The organism is Fuscovulum blasticum DSM 2131, assembly GCF_003034965.1.
GTDB classification, from domain to species: Bacteria; Pseudomonadota; Alphaproteobacteria; order Rhodobacterales; family Rhodobacteraceae; genus Pseudogemmobacter; species Pseudogemmobacter blasticus.
Genome location: NZ_PZKE01000011.1, coordinates 50,000 through 68,895 on the forward strand (window position 1 = coordinate 50,000; position 18,896 = coordinate 68,895).

Here is an 18,896-nt window from a genome sequence, read left to right on the forward strand (position 1 = left end):
CCGTGAACCTCTTGCACTTCCGCGCCGCCATCTTCGATCTCGACGGCACCCTGGTCCTGTCCGAACCCGCGTGGGAAGAAGCCAAGCGCCGCGCGCTGGCCGAGGTCGGGGTTTCCCTGCCGCAAGCCACCTACGATGCCTATGTCGGGCGCGGGCTGCGCGGTTTTCTGACCGAAGCCCTGGGCGAGGATGCCCCCGACAGCCTGCGCCAGTCGGTCGCCGCCCGCATCGGGGCCGAGGCCGACCGCCTGCTGCCGCAGATGCACGCGCCCCTGCCCGGCGCGGCCCGGGCCGTGCAGCACCTTGCCGATTCCGGGTTGATCATCGCGGTCTGTTCCTCCTCACCGCGCCGCCACATTCAGGCCGCGCTGGACCAGTTGGCGCTGACCGACCGGATCTCGGTCATCGTCTCGGGCGCCGACCTGCCGCGCGGCAAGCCCGACCCGCTGCCCTATCTGGAAACCCTGCGCCTGCTGGACCTGACCGCCGACGCCGCCTTCGCGGTTGAGGATGCCCTGCCCGGCGCCCGCTCGGCCCATGCCGCGGGGCTGAGCGTGGTGGGCATCGGCGCCGAAAGCCTGAAACCCGACTTTGCCGCCTTCTGCCGGCAGCGCGTGGCGGATTATGACGACTTCCTTGCGCTGGCCGCGCCAAACTGAACATTCGTTCGTAATCATCCGGGCCGCCCGACAGCCCGCCAAAGGCTGGCCGATCTGCACCGCTTCTCCGCGCACTGGCCCTTCGGCCCGCCCGGCGCTTGAACGGGCCCCGCCCCTCGTCTAATCAGGAACGGAACAGCGGGGGAACGATGCGTATTCTGATCACCAATGACGACGGCATCAATGCGCCCGGGCTTGAGGTTCTGACCGAGATCGCCACCGCCATCGCCGGCCCCGGCGGCGAGGTCTGGACCGTCGCCCCCGCCTTCGAACAATCGGGCGTCGGGCATTGCATCAGCTACACCCACCCGATGATGATCGCGAAACTGGCGCCCCGCCGCTTTGCCGCCGAAGGCAGCCCGGCCGATTGCGTGCTGGCCGCGATCTATGACGTGCTGCAGGGCGCCCGGCCCGATCTGGTGCTGTCGGGCGTCAACCGGGGCAACAACGCGGCCGAGAACGTGCTCTATTCCGGCACCATCGGCGGCGCGATGGAGGCGGCGCTGCAAGGCATCCCGGCCATTGCGCTGTCGCAGTTCATGGGGCCGGAAACCGACGGGCTGGCCGATCCGTTCGAAACCGCCCGCACCCATGGCGCCGCCGTGGTCCGCGCGCTGCTTGAGCGCGGCATCTGGACCGGCGACGATTACCGCACCTTCTACAACGTCAACTTCCCGCCGGTGCCCGCCGCCGCCGTCAAGGGCACCCGCGTCGCCCCGCAGGGGTTCCGCCGCGACACGTCTTTCGCGGTCGAACCGCATATCTCGCCCTCGGGGCGCAAGTTCCTCTGGATCAAGGGCGGCCCGCAGCACACGCCCACCCTGCCCGGCAGCGACGCCGCGGTGAACCTGGAAGGGTATATCGCCGTCACCCCCATGCGCGCCGATCTGACCGCGCATGACCTGCTGGCCGATCTTCAGGCCCGTCTGGCATGACAGAGGCAGGGGGGCAAGACGACGACGCCCTCGCCCATCTGGCCGAGCGCAAGATGAGATTCCTGTTCGCCCTCCGATCCCATGGCGTCACCGATCCGCGCGTCCTGACCGCGATGGAAAAGGTTGACCGTGGCCGCTTCGTGCGCGGCGTCTTCGCGGGCCGCGCCTATGAAGACATGCCGCTGCCCATCGCCTGCGGCCAGACCATCAGCCAGCCCTCGGTCGTGGGGCTGATGACACAGGCGCTGGCCGTCGGCCCGCGCGACACCGTGCTCGAGGTCGGCACCGGATCGGGCTATCAGGCAGCGATCCTCGCCCAGCTTGCGCGGCGGGTCTATACGGTGGACCGCTGGCGCCGCCTTGTGCGCGAGGCGTCCGAACTCTTCCGCGACCTGGGCCTTGTCAACGTCACCGCCATGACGACCGACGGATCGTTCGGCCTGCCCGATCAGGCGCCCTTCGACCGCATCCTTGTCACCGCCGCGGCGGAAGACCCGCCCGGCCCGCTGCTGCAACAGCTCAAGATCGGCGGCATCATGGTTCTGCCGGTCGGCCAGTCCGATGCCGTACAGCATCTGATCAAGGTCACCCGCACCGAGCGCGGCTTCGATTACACGGAACTTCGGCAGGTGCGCTTCGTCCCTCTGGTCGAAGGCCTTGGGAACGAGTAGTCTTTTCCGCCAAGAGCCGGGGACCAACCCGGACACAACGGCAAGAGGCGGTTCCAGATGACAGATTTCTACAGCCCTCCCCGTCGGCCCCAGCTCCGGGCGCCGCAGTTCCGGCTTCTGGCCGCAGGCAGCGCGCTTGCCCTTCTGGGGGCCTGCGCCAATGCACCGATGGGCCAGTTCGACTGGGATCTGCGCAGCGGCGCCGGCGGCACCGCCGAAGAGGCCCGGCAGGCCACCGCATCAAAGCCGGTGCCCGACAGCAACGGCGTGCTGTCCTATCCCGGCTATCAACTGGCGCAGGCCCGGCGCGGCGATACCGTCGCCTCGGTCGCGGCCCGTCTGGGCGTGAACCCCGCCGAACTGGCCCGCGCCAATGCCCTGCAACCGAACGACCCGCTGCGCGCCGGCGAAATGCTGCTGCTGCCCAGCCGCGTCTCGGCCACGCCGCAGCCGGTCGCGCCCACCGCAACTGCCGGCAGCCGCCCGGTGGACATCACCGCCATCGCCACCACCGCGCTGGATGATGTCGGCCCCAGCCCCTCGGCCAGCGTTCCGGGCGGCGGCAAGGAACCGCTGCGCCACCGCGTCGTGCGCGGGGAAACCGCCTTCACCATCGCGCGGGCCTACAACGTGTCGGCCAAGTCGCTGGCGGAGTGGAACTCGCTCGACGCCAACATGACCGTGCGCGAAGGCCAGACGCTGATCATCCCGGTGGCCACCGCCGCCGCGCCGAACCCCGAACCCGTGCCCACGCCGCCCGGATCGGGCAGCCCCACGCCCGAACCGCCCTCGGCCGCCAAGCCGCTGCCGAATGAAAAGACCGAACCCGCCTCGGCCAAGGCCAAGGACACCCCGCCCTCGCCCGATCTGGGCGCCGACCGCACGGGCGCCTCGGCCGCGAAACTGGGCTTCCCGGTACAGGGCAAGATCATCCGCGGCTATGACAAGAAAAAGAACCAGGGCATCGACATCTCGGCCCCCGCGGGCACGGCGGTCAAGGCCGCCGGCAGCGGCACCGTGGCGGCCATCACCAAGGACACCGATCAGGTGCAGATCGTGGTGATCCGCCATGCCGACAACCTGCTGACGGTCTATGCCGGTGTCGATGCGCTCAAGGTCAAGAAGGGCGACAAGGTCAGCCGTGGCCAGACCATCGGCGCCGTGCGCAAGGCCGACCCCGCCTTCCTGCACTTCGAGGTGCGCAAGGGCGTGGACAGCCTTGATCCGATGACCTTCCTGCAATAGCGGGCCGGTCAGCGGCCAGACATCGCCATGACGGAACAGCAAAGGGCGCATCTCTGCGCCCTTTCGCGTTTCTGAAACCGCTCAGACCCGGCTGACCAGGATCTTGTCGATGCGCAGCCCGTCCATGTCCATCACCTCGAAGCGATGGCCCTCGGCCTGGAACACCTCGCCCAGCGTCGGCATATGGCCCAACTGGTGCAGCACCATCCCGGCCACCGTGTCGTAATTCCCGGCCAGATCGCGCGACAGTCCCATCCGGTCGCAGAATTCGTCCGCCGGCATCCAGCCCGCCACCAGCAGGCTGCCATCCTCGCGCTCGAACACCGCCGGTTCGTCGGCATCCGAAGAGGCCTCGGCCCCGGTGATCGCTTCCAGAAGGTCGGCCGTGGTGATGATGCCGTCGAAATGGCCGTATTCGTCATAGACCAGCGCCAGATGGTGATCGGATTTCTGCAACACCTCCACCACGTCCAGCGCCTCCATCCGGTCGGACACCACCGGCACCTCGCGCACCAGCGCGCGCAGGTCCACCGGCTCGCGCCGCGACACCGCCTGGAACACATCGGCCAGCAAAACGATGCCCACCACATCGCCCGAGGCATCGGCAACCGGCATCCGGGGCCGGGCGATCTTGCGGATCGCCGCCACCGCCTCTGAAGACGAGGCTTCAAGCGACAGTATCTCGATCTCCTGGCGCGGCGTCATCAGCGCGCTGGCGGTGCGGTCCGACAGGCGCATCACGCCCGCCATCATCTCGCGCTCTTCCGCCTCCAGAACACCGCCCTCATGCGCCTCGGTCAGCAGGACACGCACTTCTTCCTCGGTGACCTTGTTCTCGCTGGCCCCGCTTTGCCGCAGCAGCCACAGCAGAAACCGGCCCGAACGGTCCAGCAGCCAGACGACCGGGGCGCCCGCGACGGACAGGAAGGTCATCATCGGCGCGACGCGGATCGCCACCGCCTCGGGGTTGCGCAGCGCCAGTTGCTTCGGCACCAGTTCCCCCACGATCAGCGAGACATAGGTGATCGCCACCACCACGCTGCCCACGCCAATGCGCTTGGCCCAGACCGGATCAAGCCCGCCCAGGGCTAGCCAGGACGACAGCCGTTCGCCCAGCGTATCGCCCGCCAGCGCCCCCGACAGGATGCCGACCGCCGTGATGCCGATCTGCACGGTGGACAGGAACCGCCCCGGATTGTCGGCCAGCCGCAGCGCCATCCGGGCGCCCCGGCTGCCGGCTTCAAGGGATTTCAGCCGCGCCGGGCGGGACGAGACGACGGCCAGTTCGGACATGGCCAATACGCCGTTCAGGACGATCAGGCCCAGAATGACAAGGATTTCGGTGATCATGATGATCTGCCGATAGGGCTTTGCCGCGGGCTGTGCAAGGGGATCGGCGCGATCAGGCCGAAACCTGCACCCCTTCGCGGGCGGCAAGGTCACAGAAGAACTGCCAGGCCACCCGGCCCGACCGCGACCCGCGCGTCGCCTGCCATTCGATCGCCTCGGCGTGCAGGCGGTCTTCCGGCACCGTCACGCCATGCGCCGCGCAATAGCCGCGGATCATCTCCAGATAGTCGTCCTGGCTGCAGGGGTGGAAGCCCAGCCACAGACCGAAACGGTCCGACAGCGACACCTTTTCCTCGACCGCCTCGCCGGGGTTGATCGCGGTGGACCGTTCGTTCTCGATCATCTCGCGCGGCATCAGGTGGCGGCGGTTGCTGGTCGCGTAGAACAGCACGTTTTCCGGCCGCCCCTCGATCCCGCCATCCAGCACCGCCTTCAGCGATTTGTAATGCTGGTCGTCATGGCTGAACGACAGGTCGTCGCAGAACAGCAGGAACCGGCAGGGCGCGGCCCGCAGATGCGCCAGCAGCCGCTGCACCGAAGGCAGGTCTTCGCGGCTCAGCTCCACGATCTTCAGATCGTGGCCCTCTGCCTGAACCTTCGCGTGTACCGCCTTGACCAGACTGGATTTTCCCATCCCCCGCGCACCCCAGAGCAGGGCGTTGTTCGCCGGCAGGCCGGCGGCGAAATGGCGGGTGTTCTCCAGCAGCGTGTCGCGGGATCGGTTCACCCCGATCAGCAGCGACAGGTCCACCCGCGCCACCTTGGTCACCGGCACCAGCCGGTCCGGCTCGGTGTGCCAGACAAAGGCAGTGGCGGCGGTGAAATCGGGCGGGGGGGCCGGCGCCGGCGCCAGCCGTTCCAGCGCGGCGGCAATCCGCTCCATCGGGTCGGTCACTTGTCCTCGGCCTCCTCGCCGTCGATGTCGTCAACCCACAGGCCTTCCGCCCGCAGCTCCGCCTCGCGCTTCTTCTCGATGCGGCGGATCAGGAAGATCGAGACCTCATACAGCGGATAGACGCAGCAGAAGAGGATGAGCTGGCTCATGATGTCGGGCGGCGTCACCAGCGCCGCCACGAACAGGATCAGCACGATCGCATAGCGCCGCATCCCCGCCAGCCCGGCCGAAGTGGCAAGCCCCGCCTTGCCCATCAGCGTCAGCAGAACCGGCAACTGGAAGCACAGGCCGAAGGCGATGATCAGCTTCAGACTGATGTCCAGCGTCTCGTTCACCTTGCCCTGGAAGACGATTTCCACCCCCTCGGTCGGCGGCGGGGTGATCACGGCCACATCGCCCGGCGTCTGGCCAAAGCCGGGAACCAGCGCCGTCAGGATCGACGCGCTGTCCGCATAGCCCAGGAAGAACTTCATCGCCATCGGCGTCACGACGAAATGCGCGAAGGCCCCGCCCACCAGGAACAGCACCGGCGACGCGATCAGGAAGGGCAGAAAGGCCTGCTTCTCGCTGCGGTAAAGGCCAGGGGCCACGAACCGCCACAACTGATAGGCAATCACCGGAAAGCTGACCATCAGCCCGCCGACCATCGCGATATGCATCAGCGTGAAGAAATATTCCTGCGGCGCGGTGTATTGCATCACCGGGTTGGGGTTGCCCAACGCCCGCATGGCCTTTTCGATCGGCTGCAGCATGAAATGCAGGATCGGGTCTGCCACGATGAAGCAGACGATCATGCCAACCATGAAGGCGCAGACCGACCAGATCAGGCGGTTGCGCAACTCGGCCAGATGCTCGACCAGCGGGGCCGAGCTGTCGTCGATGTCGTCCTTGGCGGTCATGCCTCTTCCCCGCCCGTGCTTGCGGGCTTCTTCCGGCGTCGGCCCGGCGTCCGGGGCGCAGGGGCATCCGCAGGCTGGGCAATCGCCTTCAGCTTCGCCGCCGCCTCATCCATCACCGCCTTGCGTGCCGCCTTCTGTTCGTAAAGCGCCTCGGTGGCCGGTCCAACCGCCGCAGCCGCCGGCTCTGGCGCCGCCGCATCCGCGGCGGCCACGGCCTTGGCCGGCACCGGCGGCGGCGTCAGCGGCTTGGCGGTTACGGCCGGGTGCTTCATCGGGTCCCATTTCTCGAATCGGTCGGCCGCGGATTTCACCGCATCAAGGCCCGCCCCGGTCGGATTGCTGACCGCCTTCAGCCCGTCAACGGCGTCCTTGACACCCGACTCGCTGGCCGCCTGCTCCATGGCACGGCTGAATTCACGCCCCATCGCCCGGATCTTGGCAGTGATCCTGCCCAGTTCCCGGAACATGGCCGGCAGATCCTTGGGACCGATCACGATCAACGCGACGATCCCGACCAGCAGCATCTCGGACCAACTGAAGTCCATCTTCGCACTCCCGAAGGATGAGTAGGATCAGACCTTGTCCTTCTCGGGGGTAACGTCCTTGGCCCCTTCGGCGCTGGCCTTCTCGATCTCTTCGCTGCCTTCCTTGATGCCCTTCTTGAAGGCGGTGATGCCCTTGCCGACTTCGCCCATCATGCCGGCGATCTTGCCGCGGCCGAACAGGACGAGAAGGACGATGGCAATCAGCAACAGTTGCATGGGTCCCGGAGCGTGCATGTGTCTTCTCCTCTGAATCCCGCAGGAAACGGCGGGCTGTGAATGACGTGATGGTCCGTTCTAGGGCCAGCAGCCGCCCGGTTCCAAGGTCAAAGGCGCTTGCACCCCGCACGCAACTGACAGTATTTTGTCAGTAAGTCCCCGATGCCCGGAACCGCCATGAGCCGCGACAGCCGCCTTTACGATCTGGTGCAGATCCTGCGCGACGGCCGGCTGCACACCGCCGCCGAACTGGCGCGGGCCTGCGGCGTGTCGGTGCGCACCATCTGGCGCGACATGGCGATGATGGCGGCCACCGGCCTGCCGGTGACGGGCGGGCGCGGCCTTGGCTATATCCTGCGCGCACCGCTGATGCTGCCGCCGACCATGTTCACCGTGGATGAAATCGACGCGCTGGCCACCGGCCTGCGTCTGGTGGAAGAAACCGATCCCGCCCGCGCCCGCGCCGCCCGCGCCCTGCGCCACAAGATCGCAACCCTGCTGCCGCAGGCCGGCATCGACCCGCCGCCCCCGGCCGAGGGCTGACCGCCCCGCCGGTCAGGCCCCGCAAGTCAGACCGCGCGCTGCCGCCCCAGCCGCCCGCCGCGCCGCCCCGGCACCGGGGGCGCCGCCAGCCCGGCGGTCAGCGTCTCGGTCATCGGATGGTAGGGCGCATCGGCGCCGTAATGCGCGATCAGCGCCCGCAGCGCATCGGGCACCTCGCGCCCCTGCGGCAGGCTCAGCGCCCAGTCCACAAAGATCGACCGACATTCGCCCATGCTGATACCGTCGATGCGGTAGCTTTCCCGCACCAGCCCCTTCGGGTCTGCCTCTTCCAGCCGCACCGCGCGCCTCCCCGTCATCCGTCAGACCTGAAACTGGCGCGCAATCGCCGCTTCGGCAAGCGCCACCGCCGACGCCAGCCGGTCCGCCAGCGACGCGGGCGACGAATCCCCGGTTTCGCGCAGCAGGAACGCCCGCCCGCCCTCGCCCAGCGCGTCCAGATCCAGCGCCCGGTCCGTCAGCAGCCGGGCCGAGGCGTGCAGCCGCCACAACAGCCGATAGGCCCCCAGCAGCGCCTCGCGGTCGGCGGGCGCGATCCCGCCGCCGGCCGCCGCCACCTGCCGTTCCACCTGCCGTGCCGGGCTGCCGCCCAGCAGCGCCGCCATCTGGGCGCACAATTCGATGTCCATGATCCGGCCCGCGCCGTTCTTGGCATCCCAGCCGCCCAGCGCGGGCTTCGCCGCCTGCACCCGCTCGCGCATCTCGGCCACATCGGCGCGCACGCGGCCCGCGTCCTTGCCCTTGGCCGCGATGATCTCGCGGCGGAAGGTTTCCACCGCATCGGCCAGCGCGGGCGGCCCCGCCATCACCCGCGCCCGCGTCAGCGCCAGATGTTCCCAGGTCCAAGCCTCGCTCTGCTGATAATCGCGCCAGCCGGTGATCGCGGTCGCCACCGCCCCGGCCCGCCCGCTGGGCCGCAGCCGCACATCCACCTCGTAAAGCCGCCCCTCGGCGGTCTGCGCCGAAAGGGCCGTCACCATCGCCTGCGTCAGCCGCGCATAATAGGTGCGCGTCGGCAGCGGACGGCGGCCGTCGGATTGCTCCACCCCGTCGGCGTCATAGATCAGGATCAGGTCCAGGTCAGACCCGGCGTTCAGCCGCCCCGCCCCCAGCGACCCCATGCCCAGCAGCACCGCACCCTGCCCCGGACAGGGCCCGTGCTTGGCCGCGAAATCCGCCAGCACCTCGGGCAACAGCCCATGCACCACCGCCTCGGCCAGATCGGCGTAGCACTTGCCGGCCTCGAAGGCGTCGATCAGCCCGCGCAGGTGATGCACGCCCACCCGGAAATGCCATTCCTTCATCCAGCGCCGCGCGGAATCCAGCTTCCGCTCGTAATCGCCCTCATCCAGCCGCTGCCGAAGATCGGCCAGCAGCCCCGGCGCCCCCGGCCAGGGCGCCCAGAAACTGCCGCCGATCACCGCATCCAGCACGCTGGCATTGCGCGACAGATACAGCGCCAGCCCCGGCGCGGTGCCGGCAATGTCGATGATCAGGTCCACCAGCGACGGATTGGCCTCGAACAGCGAAAAGATCTGCACCCCCGCCGGCAGCCCCTTCAGGAACCCGTCCAGCGCCACCAACGCCTCATCCGGGCTGGCCGCGCGTTCCAGCCGCTTCAGCAACTGCGGCCGCAGCCGGCGAAAGATCGCCTGCGCCCGGTCGGACTTGAGACAGGGATAGGACCGCCACCCCGCCACGATCGCCTGCGCATGGGCCGAAAGCTCGGGCCCGTCCTCGGCCTCGGCGGGCGCGAAAAAACCCTCGGTCAGCCGGTCGGTGCTGACCAGCCGCTCCAGCAGGCCCGCGCGGAACGCCGCCTCGTCCTGCCCGCAAAACGCCGCGATCCGCGCCACCCCTTCCGCCGTGGCCGGCATCGCATGGGTCTGCGCGTCGTTCACCATCTGCAAGCGATGCTCCACCTCGCGATGCGCGCGGTAAAGCTGCGTCAGCTCTGCCGCCACATCGCCCGGAATCCAGCCCTTTTCGGCCAGCGCCGCCAGCCCGCCCACCGTGGTGCGGTCGCGCAGGTCCGGGTCGCGCCCACCCGCGATCAACTGCCGGGTCTGGGTGAAGAACTCGATCTCGCGGATGCCGCCCTGCCCCAGCTTCATGTTGTGGCCCTCCACCGTGACCGGCCCGTGCAGCCCCCGGTGGTCGCGGATGCGCAGCCGCATGTCATGGGCATCCTGAATGGCGGCATAATCCAGATGCTTGCGCCACACGAAGGGCGCCAGCGATTTCAGGAACCGCTCGCCCGCCGCCAGATCGCCGCCGCAGGGCCGCGCCTTGATATAGGCCGCGCGCTCCCAGGTCCGGCCCTCGGCCTCATAGTAACTGTAGGCCGCCGCCATCGACAGGCAGACCGGCGTCACGCTGGCATCGGGGCGCAGCCGCAGATCGCTGCGGAAGACATAGCCGTCCTGCGTCACATCCGACAAAAGCGCCGTCATCTTGCGCGTGACGCGGATGAAGGCCGCCCGCGCCTCGGCGGCCTCTTCCCCATACCGGTCCTGGTCGAACAGGCAGATCAGGTCGATGTCCGAGGAATAGTTCAGCTCGAACGCGCCCATCTTGCCCATGGCCAGCACAACCATGCCCCCGGCGGTATCGGCATCGTCCGCCGTCGCCCCGGGCAGCTTGCCCCGGCGGATTTCCTCGGCCACCAGCCGCTTCAGGCACAGGTCCACCGCCAGATCGGCCAGCCGGGTCAGCGCGCCGGTCACCTGTTCCAGCGGCCAGACCCCGCCCAGATCGCACAGCGCCGCCAACAGCGCGATGCGCCGCTTGGCCCGCCGCAAGGCGGCCCCCAGCGTGTCCAGCGGCGCGGCAGCCGCCGCCGCAAGCTCCGCCTCCAGCGCCTGTTCGGGCACGCCTGCCAGCGCAGCGCACAGCCAGTCCCCCTCGCGCAGGGCAAGGTCGCGCAGATAGGGCGAACAGCCCGCCGTGGCGCCCACCAGCCCGGCCACATCCGGCGGCAGGGCCGGCAGGCTGCGCAGGGTATCTGCCGCCGCCTCGGGATCAAAGGCGATGGGCTGGCGGTTCAGGCGGGCGGCGAAAGGGGCAAGCGACATGGCCGCAGAATGGGTGCGCCGCGCCGCAGGGTCAATGCGCAGCGCGCGCAGGGTCTTGCGGATCAGCGTGGCCTGTCAGCGCGGCCTGTCAACCCGGCCTGTCCGGGCGGGTCAGGAAACGCAGCGCGTTTCCCCGCCCGCCGCACACCGGCGCGGCAAGACCGGCTCCGCAAGACTCCACAAAGGCCGGCGCCTGCCCCGGCGGGCGAGAAGCGCCCGCCACGGGCGGGGCGGGCGCTGGCCGGGTGCTTGGGGCACCCGGCCAACAAGGGGCACCGGGCCGCTGTGGCGGCGCAATAGCCGCCGCCAGTTCCGCCCCTCCACCTTGCCCTTCGTCCCCGCCTCCCGCTACCAAGGTCCGGCCACCCTGCCGGAGCCCCGTGATGTCCAAAAGCCTTGCCCGCCTGCGCGCCGCCCTGTCCACCGCCGGTCTGGACGCCACCCCCGTCGAGATGCCGGCCGAGACGCGCACCGCCGAACAGGCCGCCGCAGCCGCCGGCTGCGCGCTGGACCAGATCGTCAAGTCGATCCTGTTTCAGGGCGCCAGCGGGCGGCTTTACCTGTTCCTCACCGCCGGCGGCAACCGGGTGGACGAGGCGCGCGCCTCGGCCCTGGCCGGCGAACCCCTTGGCCGCGCCGATGGCGAGACGGTGCGCCGCGTCACCGGCTTTGCCATCGGCGGCGTGGCCCCGCTGGGCCACCTCACCCCGCTGCCGGTCTGGATGGACCCGCGGCTGATGGATTTCGCCACCGTCTGGGCCGCCGCCGGCACGCCGCGCCACATCTTCGCCGCCGCCCCGGCCGATCTGGCCCGCGCTGCCGGCGCCCGCCTTGCCGCCTTCTGCGCTCCGCTGCCCGGCTGATGTAAATTATATTCACATACCCCCTTGCGCGACTCGGGCGCTGCGCCCATCTTCCCCAATGTGAAAGACATTCACATACGCACAAACCGGGGAGAAACCGTCGATGTACACCACCGCCACCGCGCCTGCCGCCGCCCGCATGGGTTGGTTCCGCCGGGCCGAGGCCTGGCTTGATGCCCGGGGCAAAGGGGCCTGGATCGCCGCCATGGTGGCGGGGTTCGTGGTCTTCTGGCCCGTCGGCCTTGCCCTTCTTGCCTATATGATCTGGGGAAAACGCATGTTCGGAAAATCCTGCCACGCCCGTCGCCATGACCAGGCCCACCGCTGGGGCCACGCCTTCCGCCCTTCGGGCAACAGCGTGTTCGAGGCCTACAAGGCCGATACGCTGAAACGGCTGGAAGACGAACAGGAAGCCTTTGAATCCTTCCTGCAACGGCTGCGCGACGCCAAGGACAAGAAGGAATTTGATGCCTTCATGGAAGACCGCGCCCGCGAAGCCTCGGCGCAGGATGTGACGCCCGCCGACAGCACCGCCCGTCGCGGCGAATACTGACCGCAAGACTGGCTGCAAGTCTGGCCACGAGGCCCCGGCGCCCCCCGCGCCGGGGCCGCCCGCGCCGCCGGGCCGCGTCACCCTCTTGGCGCGGCCCGCATGGCTTGCTAGGCTTCGCCCCTGAACACCCCTTCTCACCCCGGGCCGCGCCCATGCGTCACACGCTTCCCATCGCGCCGCAGTTCTATGTGACGGCCCCGCAGCCCTGCCCGTATCTTGACGGGCGGATGGAAAGAAAGCTGTTCACGGCCCTTCAGGGCGAACATGCGCAGCGCCTGAATGACACGCTGTCGAAACAAGGCTTCCGCCGCAGCCAGAACGTGCTTTACCGCCCGACCTGTGCGGAATGTTCGGCCTGCCTCTCGGCCCGGATTCGCGTGGCCGATTTCCAGCCCTCGCGCACCCAGAAGCGGATTCTGAAAAAGAACGCAGCCCTGGCCCGCAACGCCACCAGCCCCTGGGCCACCGAAGACCAGTTCCAGCTTTTCCGTCGCTACCTGGACAGCCGCCACGCCGATGGCGGCATGGCCGACATGGACATCTTCGAATTCGCCGCCATGATCGAGGAAACCCCGATCAAAAGCCGCGTGATCGAATACAGCCGCCCGGCCGGCCCCGGCGAACAGGGCCGCCCGCTGGCCGCCGTCAGCCTGACCGATGTCTTCGATGACGGCCTCAGCATGGTCTACAGCTTCTATGACGCCGACATGACCGATCGGTCATTGGGCACCTATCTGATCCTCGATCACATCGCCATCGCCCGCGAAGCCGGGCTGCCCTATGTCTATCTGGGCTACTGGGTGCCCGGCAGCCGCAAGATGGGCTACAAGGCCGGCTTCTCGGCGCTGGAAATCTACAAGGCCGGTCAGTGGCAGCCCATCGGAAGCCCCGCCGACCATACCGCCGAACTGCACCCGCTGTCGGTTGACCCGATCGCCGAACAGGTGGCCCGCATCGCCCTGCCCGAAGCGCGGATGCCGCGCGACTGACCGGGGTTCAAAACCGTCACAACCGCCACCAAAAGCGGCAAGTGCCACCGGAACGGGCAAACCGTGCCGGACCCGCCTCGCCACCCCGCCCGTTCTGCCGAAAAGACTTGCACCTCAAGGCAATGTCGGCGTTGACGCGCGCCACCTCGCCTGACTATCTGGCCCAAGGACGGTTGTCGCACGGGGAACACCCCGGCAGGCCGGACATGTGACCGAAACAGGGGGAGTCCATGCAACCACTACTGGCGCTGTCGCGCCTGATAGATCGCATCACGGCCCTGGTCGGCAAGGGCGTGATGTGGCTGATCTTCGTGGCCATTCTTGTCAGTGCGACCAATGCCATCGTGCGCAAGGCGATCAACTGGTCCTCGAACTCGCTGCTTGAATTGCAATGGTATCTGTTCGGCGCCGCCTTCATGGGCGCCGCGGCCTACACGCTGCAACAGAACGAACATATCCGCATCGACATCTTCTACGGCACCCGCACGCGCCGCACCCAGCACTGGATCGACCTGTTCGGTCATGTGGTCTTCCTGCTTCCCTTCGTCGTGCTGATGACCTGGATGATGGTCCCCTACGCCTATGGCGCCTGGAAGATCGGTCAGGTCTCCTCCAGCTCGGGTGGCCTGATCATCTGGCCGGCCCGCGCCCTGCTGGCGGCGGGCTTCGTGCTGCTGATCTTCCAGGCCCTGTCGGAAATCATCAAGAAGATCGCGGTGATGCGCGGCCTGATCGAAGACCCGCATCCCTTCATCTCGGCCCATGAAGCGGCCGAGAAGGAGGGCGAAGAACTCGCCCGCGAAGTGGCCCGCCTGGCCCAGGAGGCCCGCAAGTGATCGAATTCATCGCCCTGAACATGGCCCCGATCATGTTCGCCTCGCTGGTGATCTTTCTCCTGCTTGGCTATCCGGTGGCCTTCTCGCTGGCCGCGAACGGCCTTCTGTTCTTTGCCATCGGCGTCTGGCTGGCGCCCTATTCCGGCAACACCATCACGCTTGACTGGCCCCTGCTTGGCACCATGCCGCAACGCATCTGGGGGGTGATGTCGAACGAGACATTGCTGGCCATTCCCTTCTTCACCTTCATGGGCATCGTCCTTGAACGCAGCGGCATGGCCGAAGACCTGCTCGATACCGTGGGCCAGCTCTTCGGCCCGATCCGCGGCGGCCTGGCCTATGCCGTGGTCATCGTCGGCGCGCTTCTGGCCGCCACCACCGGCGTTGTCGCCGCCTCGGTCATCGCGATGGGCCTGATCTCGCTGCCCATCATGCTGCGCTACGGCTACGACCGGCGCCTTGCCTCGGGGGTGATCGCCGCCAGCGGCACGCTGGCCCAGATCATTCCGCCCAGCCTGGTGCTGATCGTTCTGGCCGACCAGTTGGGCAAATCGGTGGGCGACATGTATGCCGGCGCCATGCTGCCGGGCCTGGTGCTGACCGGGCTCTACATGGCCTATATCTTCGTCGTCTCGATCCTCCGCCCGTCCTGGGTGCCCGCCCTGCCGCCCGAGGCGCGCACGCTGGGCCACGGCATCCTGTCGCTGATCGTGGCGCTGGCCGTCTGCATCGGCATCGGCTACGGTGCGCACAAGGCGCTGTACCCGACCTACGGCGCCGATGCCGACATCCTTGGCGGCGTCGTCGGCGTGGCGGTGATCTACATCTATGCGCTGGTCGACCGCGCGCTGAAGCTGAACACGCTGTCGCGGCTGGCCAGCCAGGTGATCATGGTGCTGATCCCGCCGCTGGCGCTGATCTTCCTTGTGCTTGGCACCATCTTCCTTGGCATCGCGACGCCCACCGAAGGCGGCGCCATGGGCGCGGTCGGCGCGATGCTGCTGGCGGCGCTGAAGGGGCGGCTGAACTTCCCCGTCATCAGCCAGGCGCTGGCCTCAACCACCCGGCTCTCCTCCTTCGTGATCTTCATCCTGATCGGCGCGCGGGTGTTCTCGCTGACGTTCTACGGCGTGAACGGCCATGTCTGGGTGGAACACCTGCTGGTGGGCCTGCCGGGCGGACAGACCGGCTTCCTGATCATCGTGTCGATCCTGGTGTTCCTGCTGGCCTTCTTCCTCGATTTCTTCGAGCTGGCCTTCATCATCGTGCCGCTGCTGGTGGCCCCGGCCGTGGCGCTGGACATCGACCTGATCTGGTTCGGCGTCATCCTTGCGGTGAACATGCAGACCTCGTTCATGCACCCGCCGTTCGGCTTCTCGCTGTTCTTCCTGCGCTCGGTCGCGCCGAAAGGCCCCTATACCGACAAGGTGACGGGCCAGCGCGTGGCCGGCGTGACCACAGGGCAGATCTACTGGGGTGCCACGCCCTTCGTGGTGATCCAGGTGGTGATGATCGGCGTCGTGATCGCCTTCCCGGGGCTGGTCATGCACTACAAGCCCGCCCCGGTGGACGTGTCGAAGGTCGAGATCAAGGTGCCGGGCTTCACGCCGATGGCGCCCGCCGCCCCCGGCACACCGTCGCTGGGCGGCCCCGCGCTGGGGGCGCCGAACTTCGGCGGCGGCACCGCCCCGGCGCCTGCGCCGGCGCCGGCGGGTCTGCCCGGTGCGCCCGCACTTGGCACCCCGAACTTCGGGACTGGCGGCACCGCAACGCCCGCCCCGGCACCGGCACCGGCCCCCGGCCTTGGGGCGCCTGTTCTGAACCCGCCCGTTCTGAACCCGCCGACCGTCACACCCTGACGCCGACAACAAGACGAAAAAGGGCAGGCCTCGCGCCTGCCCTTTTGCATGTCAGCCTCTGGCGCCGCGCCCTCCGGCAGGGCAGTCTGCGCCCATGACAAACGCACCCCCTGCCTACGCCTGGCCCGACCCAGACCGCGATTATGCCAACGGCGCCTTCATCGCCGGGGCCGACGCCTATGTTCCCCACTGGACAGCCGCCGCCGCCGCCTTCCGTAGCGCACAAGGCGCCTCTGCCCGGCTGGACCTGCCCTATGGCCCCGGGGACCAGCATCGGTTCGACCTGTTCCTTCCCGCCGAATCGCCGCGCGGTTGCGTGGTCTTCGTCCATGGCGGCTACTGGATGGCCTTCGGGCGCGAAGCGTGGTCGCATCTGGCCGCCGGGCCTCTGGCGCAGGGCTGGGCGGTGGCGATGCCCTCCTACACGCTGGCCCCCGCCGCCCGCATCGCCGAGATGACGCAGGAAATCGCCGCGGCCTGCCGCAGCATCGCGACCATGGTCGACGGGCCGCTGGTCGTCACGGGCCATTCCGCCGGCGGGCATCTGTCCGCCCGCATGGGCTGCGCCGACATCGACGCCCCCGTCGCGCGGGTGGTGCCGATCTCGCCCCTGTCGGAACTGGGGCCGCTGATGGCCACCCAGATGAACACCACACTCAAGCTGGACATGGCCGAGGTCGCCGCTGAAAGCCCCGCCCGCCTGCCGCTGCGCCCCGGAACCCGCGCGCATGTCTGGGTGGGAGCGGACGAACGCCCCGCCTTTCTCTGGCAGGCCCGCGTCCTGTCCGAAGAATGGGGTTGCGGCTGGACCGCCGCCCCGGGCTGCCACCATTTCAACGTGATCGACGCGCTGGCCGATCCGGCCTCGGATCTTGTGGCGCTGCTGACAGGCTGACCGCGCCCGCCGATCCCGGCGCCGCCTCAGGCGACGCCGGTGACTTCGGCCATTTCCTCGGCGCGCCGCGCCTCGGCCTCACGCGCAGCCTCGATCCGGGCGCGGCGGCGGCGGTTGATCTCGTAGATCACCGCCAGAACCAGCGTCACGCAGATCAGCAGGAAGGCCAGCGCGTTGATCGTGGGGGTGATCCCCGACCGCACCTTCGAGAAGACATAGACCGTCAGCGTGTCGGCCCCGCCCCGGGTGAACTGCGTCACGTTGAAGTTCTCGATCGACTGGAAGAAGGCCACCGCGCCGCCGGCAAAGATTGCCGGATACAGATGCGGCAGCAGGATGCGCCGCATCACCTGCCCGTGGCTGGCACCAAGGTCCAGCGCCGCCTCTTCCAGACCGGGATCAAAACTTTGCAGCCGCGCCAGCACCAGCAGCATCACCATGGCGGCGATATAGCTGACCTGCCCAAGCACGCTCAGGTGCAGGCCGGGAACGAAGGGAAACGGCTTGCCCTCGGGCCCGAACAGTGCACCGCCCAGCTTGGTCCACATGATCATGGTGGAAATGCCGATCACCACGCCGGGAATCAGGATCGTGGCGATCATCATGCTGTAAAGCACCGTCCGCACCCGGCCCGAGATCGAATTGATCAGGATGGCCGCCGCCGTGCCGATGATGACCGAGATCACCGCCACCGCCGCCGCCACCCACAGGGTATTGGCAAAGGCCATCAGCATCCGGTCGTCGTTCCACAGATCAACGAACCAGCGGCCCGTCCAGCCCTTCCACGGCACGATGGACGGCAGCTTGCTGTCGTTGAAGGCCGCGCCCGACATCACCACCAGCGGCGCGATCAGATAGCACAGGAACAGGACGGTATAGAGGTGCGACAGGTTCTGTCTCAGCTTGTGCATGGTCCTGCCCCCCTATTTCGCAATATCGGACAGCTTCACCTTGAACAGCCACATGGCGATGGTCACAAAGACCGTGCACAGGCTGAGCAGCATGAAGGCATAGGCGCTGGCGGTGTTCCAGTCGAGCGCGTCCTTGAACCACTGGTCGATGGTCTGCGTGAACCATTGCGAAGTGGTCGATCCCAGGATCGACGGCACCAGCAGAGACCCCGCCGACAGCATGAACACCATGACCGACCCGCTGGCGATGCCGGGCTTGGCATGGGGCAGCACGATCCGCCAGTGGATCTTCCACCACGGCGCGCCCAGGTCTTCCGCCGCCTCGATCTGGTTGGTGTCCAGCGATTGCACGGCGTTATAGACCGGGAACAGCATGAACAGGACGTAAGTATAGATCAGCCCGATCACCACGCCGGTATAGCCCATGTTGGTCCAGCGCACCGGCGCGTCGATCAGGCCGATGCCCAGCAGCATCGCGTTCAGCGGCCCCTTGAACGCCAGGATGATCCACCAGGCAAAGGCGCGCAGCACTTCCGACACCCAAAGCGGAATGAACAGCATCAGCAGAAGGGTCGGCAGCGTCTTGGGGTTGACGATCTTGGCCATGTAATAGGCCAGCGGATAGGCCAGCGCAAAGCAGATCACCGTGACCAGCATCGAATAGAAGATGGTCAGCGAAAAGGTATAGACATGCACCGGGATCGAGAAGCTGTACCCGAACAGGCTTTTCTCGACACTGCTGTCCAGCACCTTCAGGTAATTGGCGAAACTGTAGGTATCGCGCGGCCCCCCGATCTCGACCACCGGCAGATAGGGGCGGAAGCTCTGTTCGAACAGCGTGATGTTCGGAACGATCACCAGCATCAGCAGCCAGAAGGCCACCAGCAGGCAGATCAGCAGCGTCAGTCCGGGGCCATAGCGGCGCAGCATGTCCTGCATG

Annotated in this window: 20 protein-coding genes; 11 read left to right on the top strand and 9 right to left on the bottom strand. The window is 68.0% G+C overall.

Features of this window, described 5'->3' with window-relative positions; all coding sequences use genetic code 11:
• Positions 1-2 precede the first annotated feature (2 nt).
• The 4 genes from C5F44_RS12160 to C5F44_RS12175 all read left to right on the top strand — a co-directional run bounded on the left by C5F44_RS12160 (position 3) and on the right by C5F44_RS12175 (position 3,510).
• Positions 3-659 carry an HAD family hydrolase gene (locus tag C5F44_RS12160; protein WP_181318259.1) on the top strand — a complete coding sequence of 219 codons (657 nt, stop codon included), beginning with the start codon at positions 3-5 and terminating at the stop codon, positions 657-659.
• Positions 660-808: 149 nt separating this feature from the next.
• The gene (surE, locus tag C5F44_RS12165) at positions 809-1,594 is read left to right on the top strand and encodes a 5'/3'-nucleotidase SurE (RefSeq protein ID WP_107673807.1); all 786 of its coding nucleotides are present in this window, start codon (positions 809-811) and stop codon (positions 1,592-1,594) included.
• Positions 1,591-2,265 carry a protein-L-isoaspartate(D-aspartate) O-methyltransferase gene (locus C5F44_RS12170; RefSeq protein WP_107673808.1) on the top strand — a complete coding sequence of 225 codons (675 nt, stop codon included), beginning with the start codon at positions 1,591-1,593 and terminating at the stop codon, positions 2,263-2,265. Before surE ends, C5F44_RS12170 begins: the two co-directional genes overlap by 4 nt.
• 57 nt (positions 2,266-2,322) lie before the next feature.
• On the top strand, positions 2,323-3,510 hold the full coding sequence (locus C5F44_RS12175; RefSeq protein WP_107673809.1) for a LysM peptidoglycan-binding domain-containing M23 family metallopeptidase: 1,188 nt from the start codon (positions 2,323-2,325) through the stop codon (positions 3,508-3,510).
• Between the two features lie 81 nt (positions 3,511-3,591).
• Here C5F44_RS12175 and C5F44_RS12180 read toward each other — a convergent pair whose 3' ends face one another.
• Genes C5F44_RS12180 through C5F44_RS12200 form a run of 5 tightly spaced genes read right to left on the bottom strand, consistent with a single transcriptional unit; the run spans position 3,592 to position 7,415 of the window.
• Positions 3,592-4,860 (bottom strand): hemolysin family protein, encoded by a 1,269-nt coding sequence (locus C5F44_RS12180; protein ID WP_107673810.1) that lies wholly within the window; start codon positions 4,858-4,860, stop codon positions 3,592-3,594.
• Positions 4,861-4,912: 52 nt separating this feature from the next.
• Positions 4,913-5,743, bottom strand: a complete 831-nt coding sequence (locus C5F44_RS12185; protein WP_107673876.1) for an ATP-binding protein — start codon at positions 5,741-5,743, stop codon at positions 4,913-4,915.
• An 8-nt stretch (positions 5,744-5,751) separates the two neighbouring features.
• The gene (gene tatC, locus C5F44_RS12190) at positions 5,752-6,654 is read right to left on the bottom strand and encodes a twin-arginine translocase subunit TatC (protein ID WP_107673811.1); all 903 of its coding nucleotides are present in this window, start codon (positions 6,652-6,654) and stop codon (positions 5,752-5,754) included.
• Positions 6,651-7,199 (bottom strand): Sec-independent protein translocase subunit TatA/TatB, encoded by a 549-nt coding sequence (locus C5F44_RS12195; RefSeq protein WP_107673812.1) that lies wholly within the window; start codon positions 7,197-7,199, stop codon positions 6,651-6,653. Before C5F44_RS12195 ends, tatC begins: the two co-directional genes overlap by 4 nt.
• 27 nt (positions 7,200-7,226) lie before the next feature.
• On the bottom strand, positions 7,227-7,415 hold the full coding sequence (locus tag C5F44_RS12200) for a twin-arginine translocase TatA/TatE family subunit (RefSeq protein WP_235822622.1): 189 nt from the start codon (positions 7,413-7,415) through the stop codon (positions 7,227-7,229).
• A gap of 162 nt (positions 7,416-7,577) precedes the next feature.
• Between C5F44_RS12200 and C5F44_RS12205 the strand changes: the two genes are divergently transcribed.
• Positions 7,578-7,958: a helix-turn-helix transcriptional regulator gene (locus tag C5F44_RS12205; protein WP_235822623.1), complete on the top strand. Its 381-nt coding sequence runs from the start codon at positions 7,578-7,580 to the stop codon at positions 7,956-7,958.
• A 26-nt stretch (positions 7,959-7,984) separates the two neighbouring features.
• Here C5F44_RS12205 and C5F44_RS12210 read toward each other — a convergent pair whose 3' ends face one another.
• Positions 7,985-8,257 carry a hypothetical protein gene (locus C5F44_RS12210; protein ID WP_107673877.1) on the bottom strand — a complete coding sequence of 91 codons (273 nt, stop codon included), beginning with the start codon at positions 8,255-8,257 and terminating at the stop codon, positions 7,985-7,987.
• A 21-nt stretch (positions 8,258-8,278) separates the two neighbouring features.
• Complete coding sequence (locus C5F44_RS12215; protein ID WP_107673815.1) at positions 8,279-11,050, bottom strand: [protein-PII] uridylyltransferase family protein; 2,772 nt, start codon at positions 11,048-11,050, stop codon at positions 8,279-8,281.
• Between the two features lie 383 nt (positions 11,051-11,433).
• Between C5F44_RS12215 and C5F44_RS12220 the strand changes: the two genes are divergently transcribed.
• From C5F44_RS12220 to C5F44_RS12245, 6 genes are all read left to right on the top strand, one after another.
• On the top strand, positions 11,434-11,913 hold the full coding sequence (locus C5F44_RS12220; RefSeq protein WP_107673816.1) for a YbaK/EbsC family protein: 480 nt from the start codon (positions 11,434-11,436) through the stop codon (positions 11,911-11,913).
• 103 nt (positions 11,914-12,016) lie between these two features.
• Positions 12,017-12,466, top strand: coding sequence for a DUF2852 domain-containing protein (locus C5F44_RS12225; protein WP_107673817.1), 450 nt, complete (start codon positions 12,017-12,019; stop codon positions 12,464-12,466).
• A 152-nt stretch (positions 12,467-12,618) separates the two neighbouring features.
• Positions 12,619-13,455 (top strand): arginyltransferase, encoded by an 837-nt coding sequence (locus C5F44_RS12230; protein ID WP_107673818.1) that lies wholly within the window; start codon positions 12,619-12,621, stop codon positions 13,453-13,455.
• A gap of 230 nt (positions 13,456-13,685) precedes the next feature.
• Positions 13,686-14,291 carry a TRAP transporter small permease subunit gene (locus tag C5F44_RS12235; RefSeq protein ID WP_107673819.1) on the top strand — a complete coding sequence of 202 codons (606 nt, stop codon included), beginning with the start codon at positions 13,686-13,688 and terminating at the stop codon, positions 14,289-14,291.
• Positions 14,288-16,150, top strand: coding sequence for a TRAP transporter large permease (locus C5F44_RS12240; RefSeq protein WP_107673820.1), 1,863 nt, complete (start codon positions 14,288-14,290; stop codon positions 16,148-16,150). Before C5F44_RS12235 ends, C5F44_RS12240 begins: the two co-directional genes overlap by 4 nt.
• 94 nt (positions 16,151-16,244) lie before the next feature.
• On the top strand, positions 16,245-17,045 hold the full coding sequence (locus C5F44_RS12245) for an alpha/beta hydrolase (RefSeq protein WP_107673821.1): 801 nt from the start codon (positions 16,245-16,247) through the stop codon (positions 17,043-17,045).
• Positions 17,046-17,071: 26 nt separating this feature from the next.
• Here the strand turns inward: C5F44_RS12245 and C5F44_RS12250 are convergent, their stop codons facing one another.
• Entirely contained in the window at positions 17,072-17,956 is an 885-nt protein-coding gene (locus C5F44_RS12250) for an ABC transporter permease (RefSeq protein ID WP_107673822.1), read from the bottom strand.
• A gap of 12 nt (positions 17,957-17,968) precedes the next feature.
• Positions 17,969-18,895 (bottom strand): ABC transporter permease, encoded by a 927-nt coding sequence (locus tag C5F44_RS12255; RefSeq protein WP_107673823.1) that lies wholly within the window; start codon positions 18,893-18,895, stop codon positions 17,969-17,971.
• Position 18,896 lies beyond the last annotated feature (1 nt).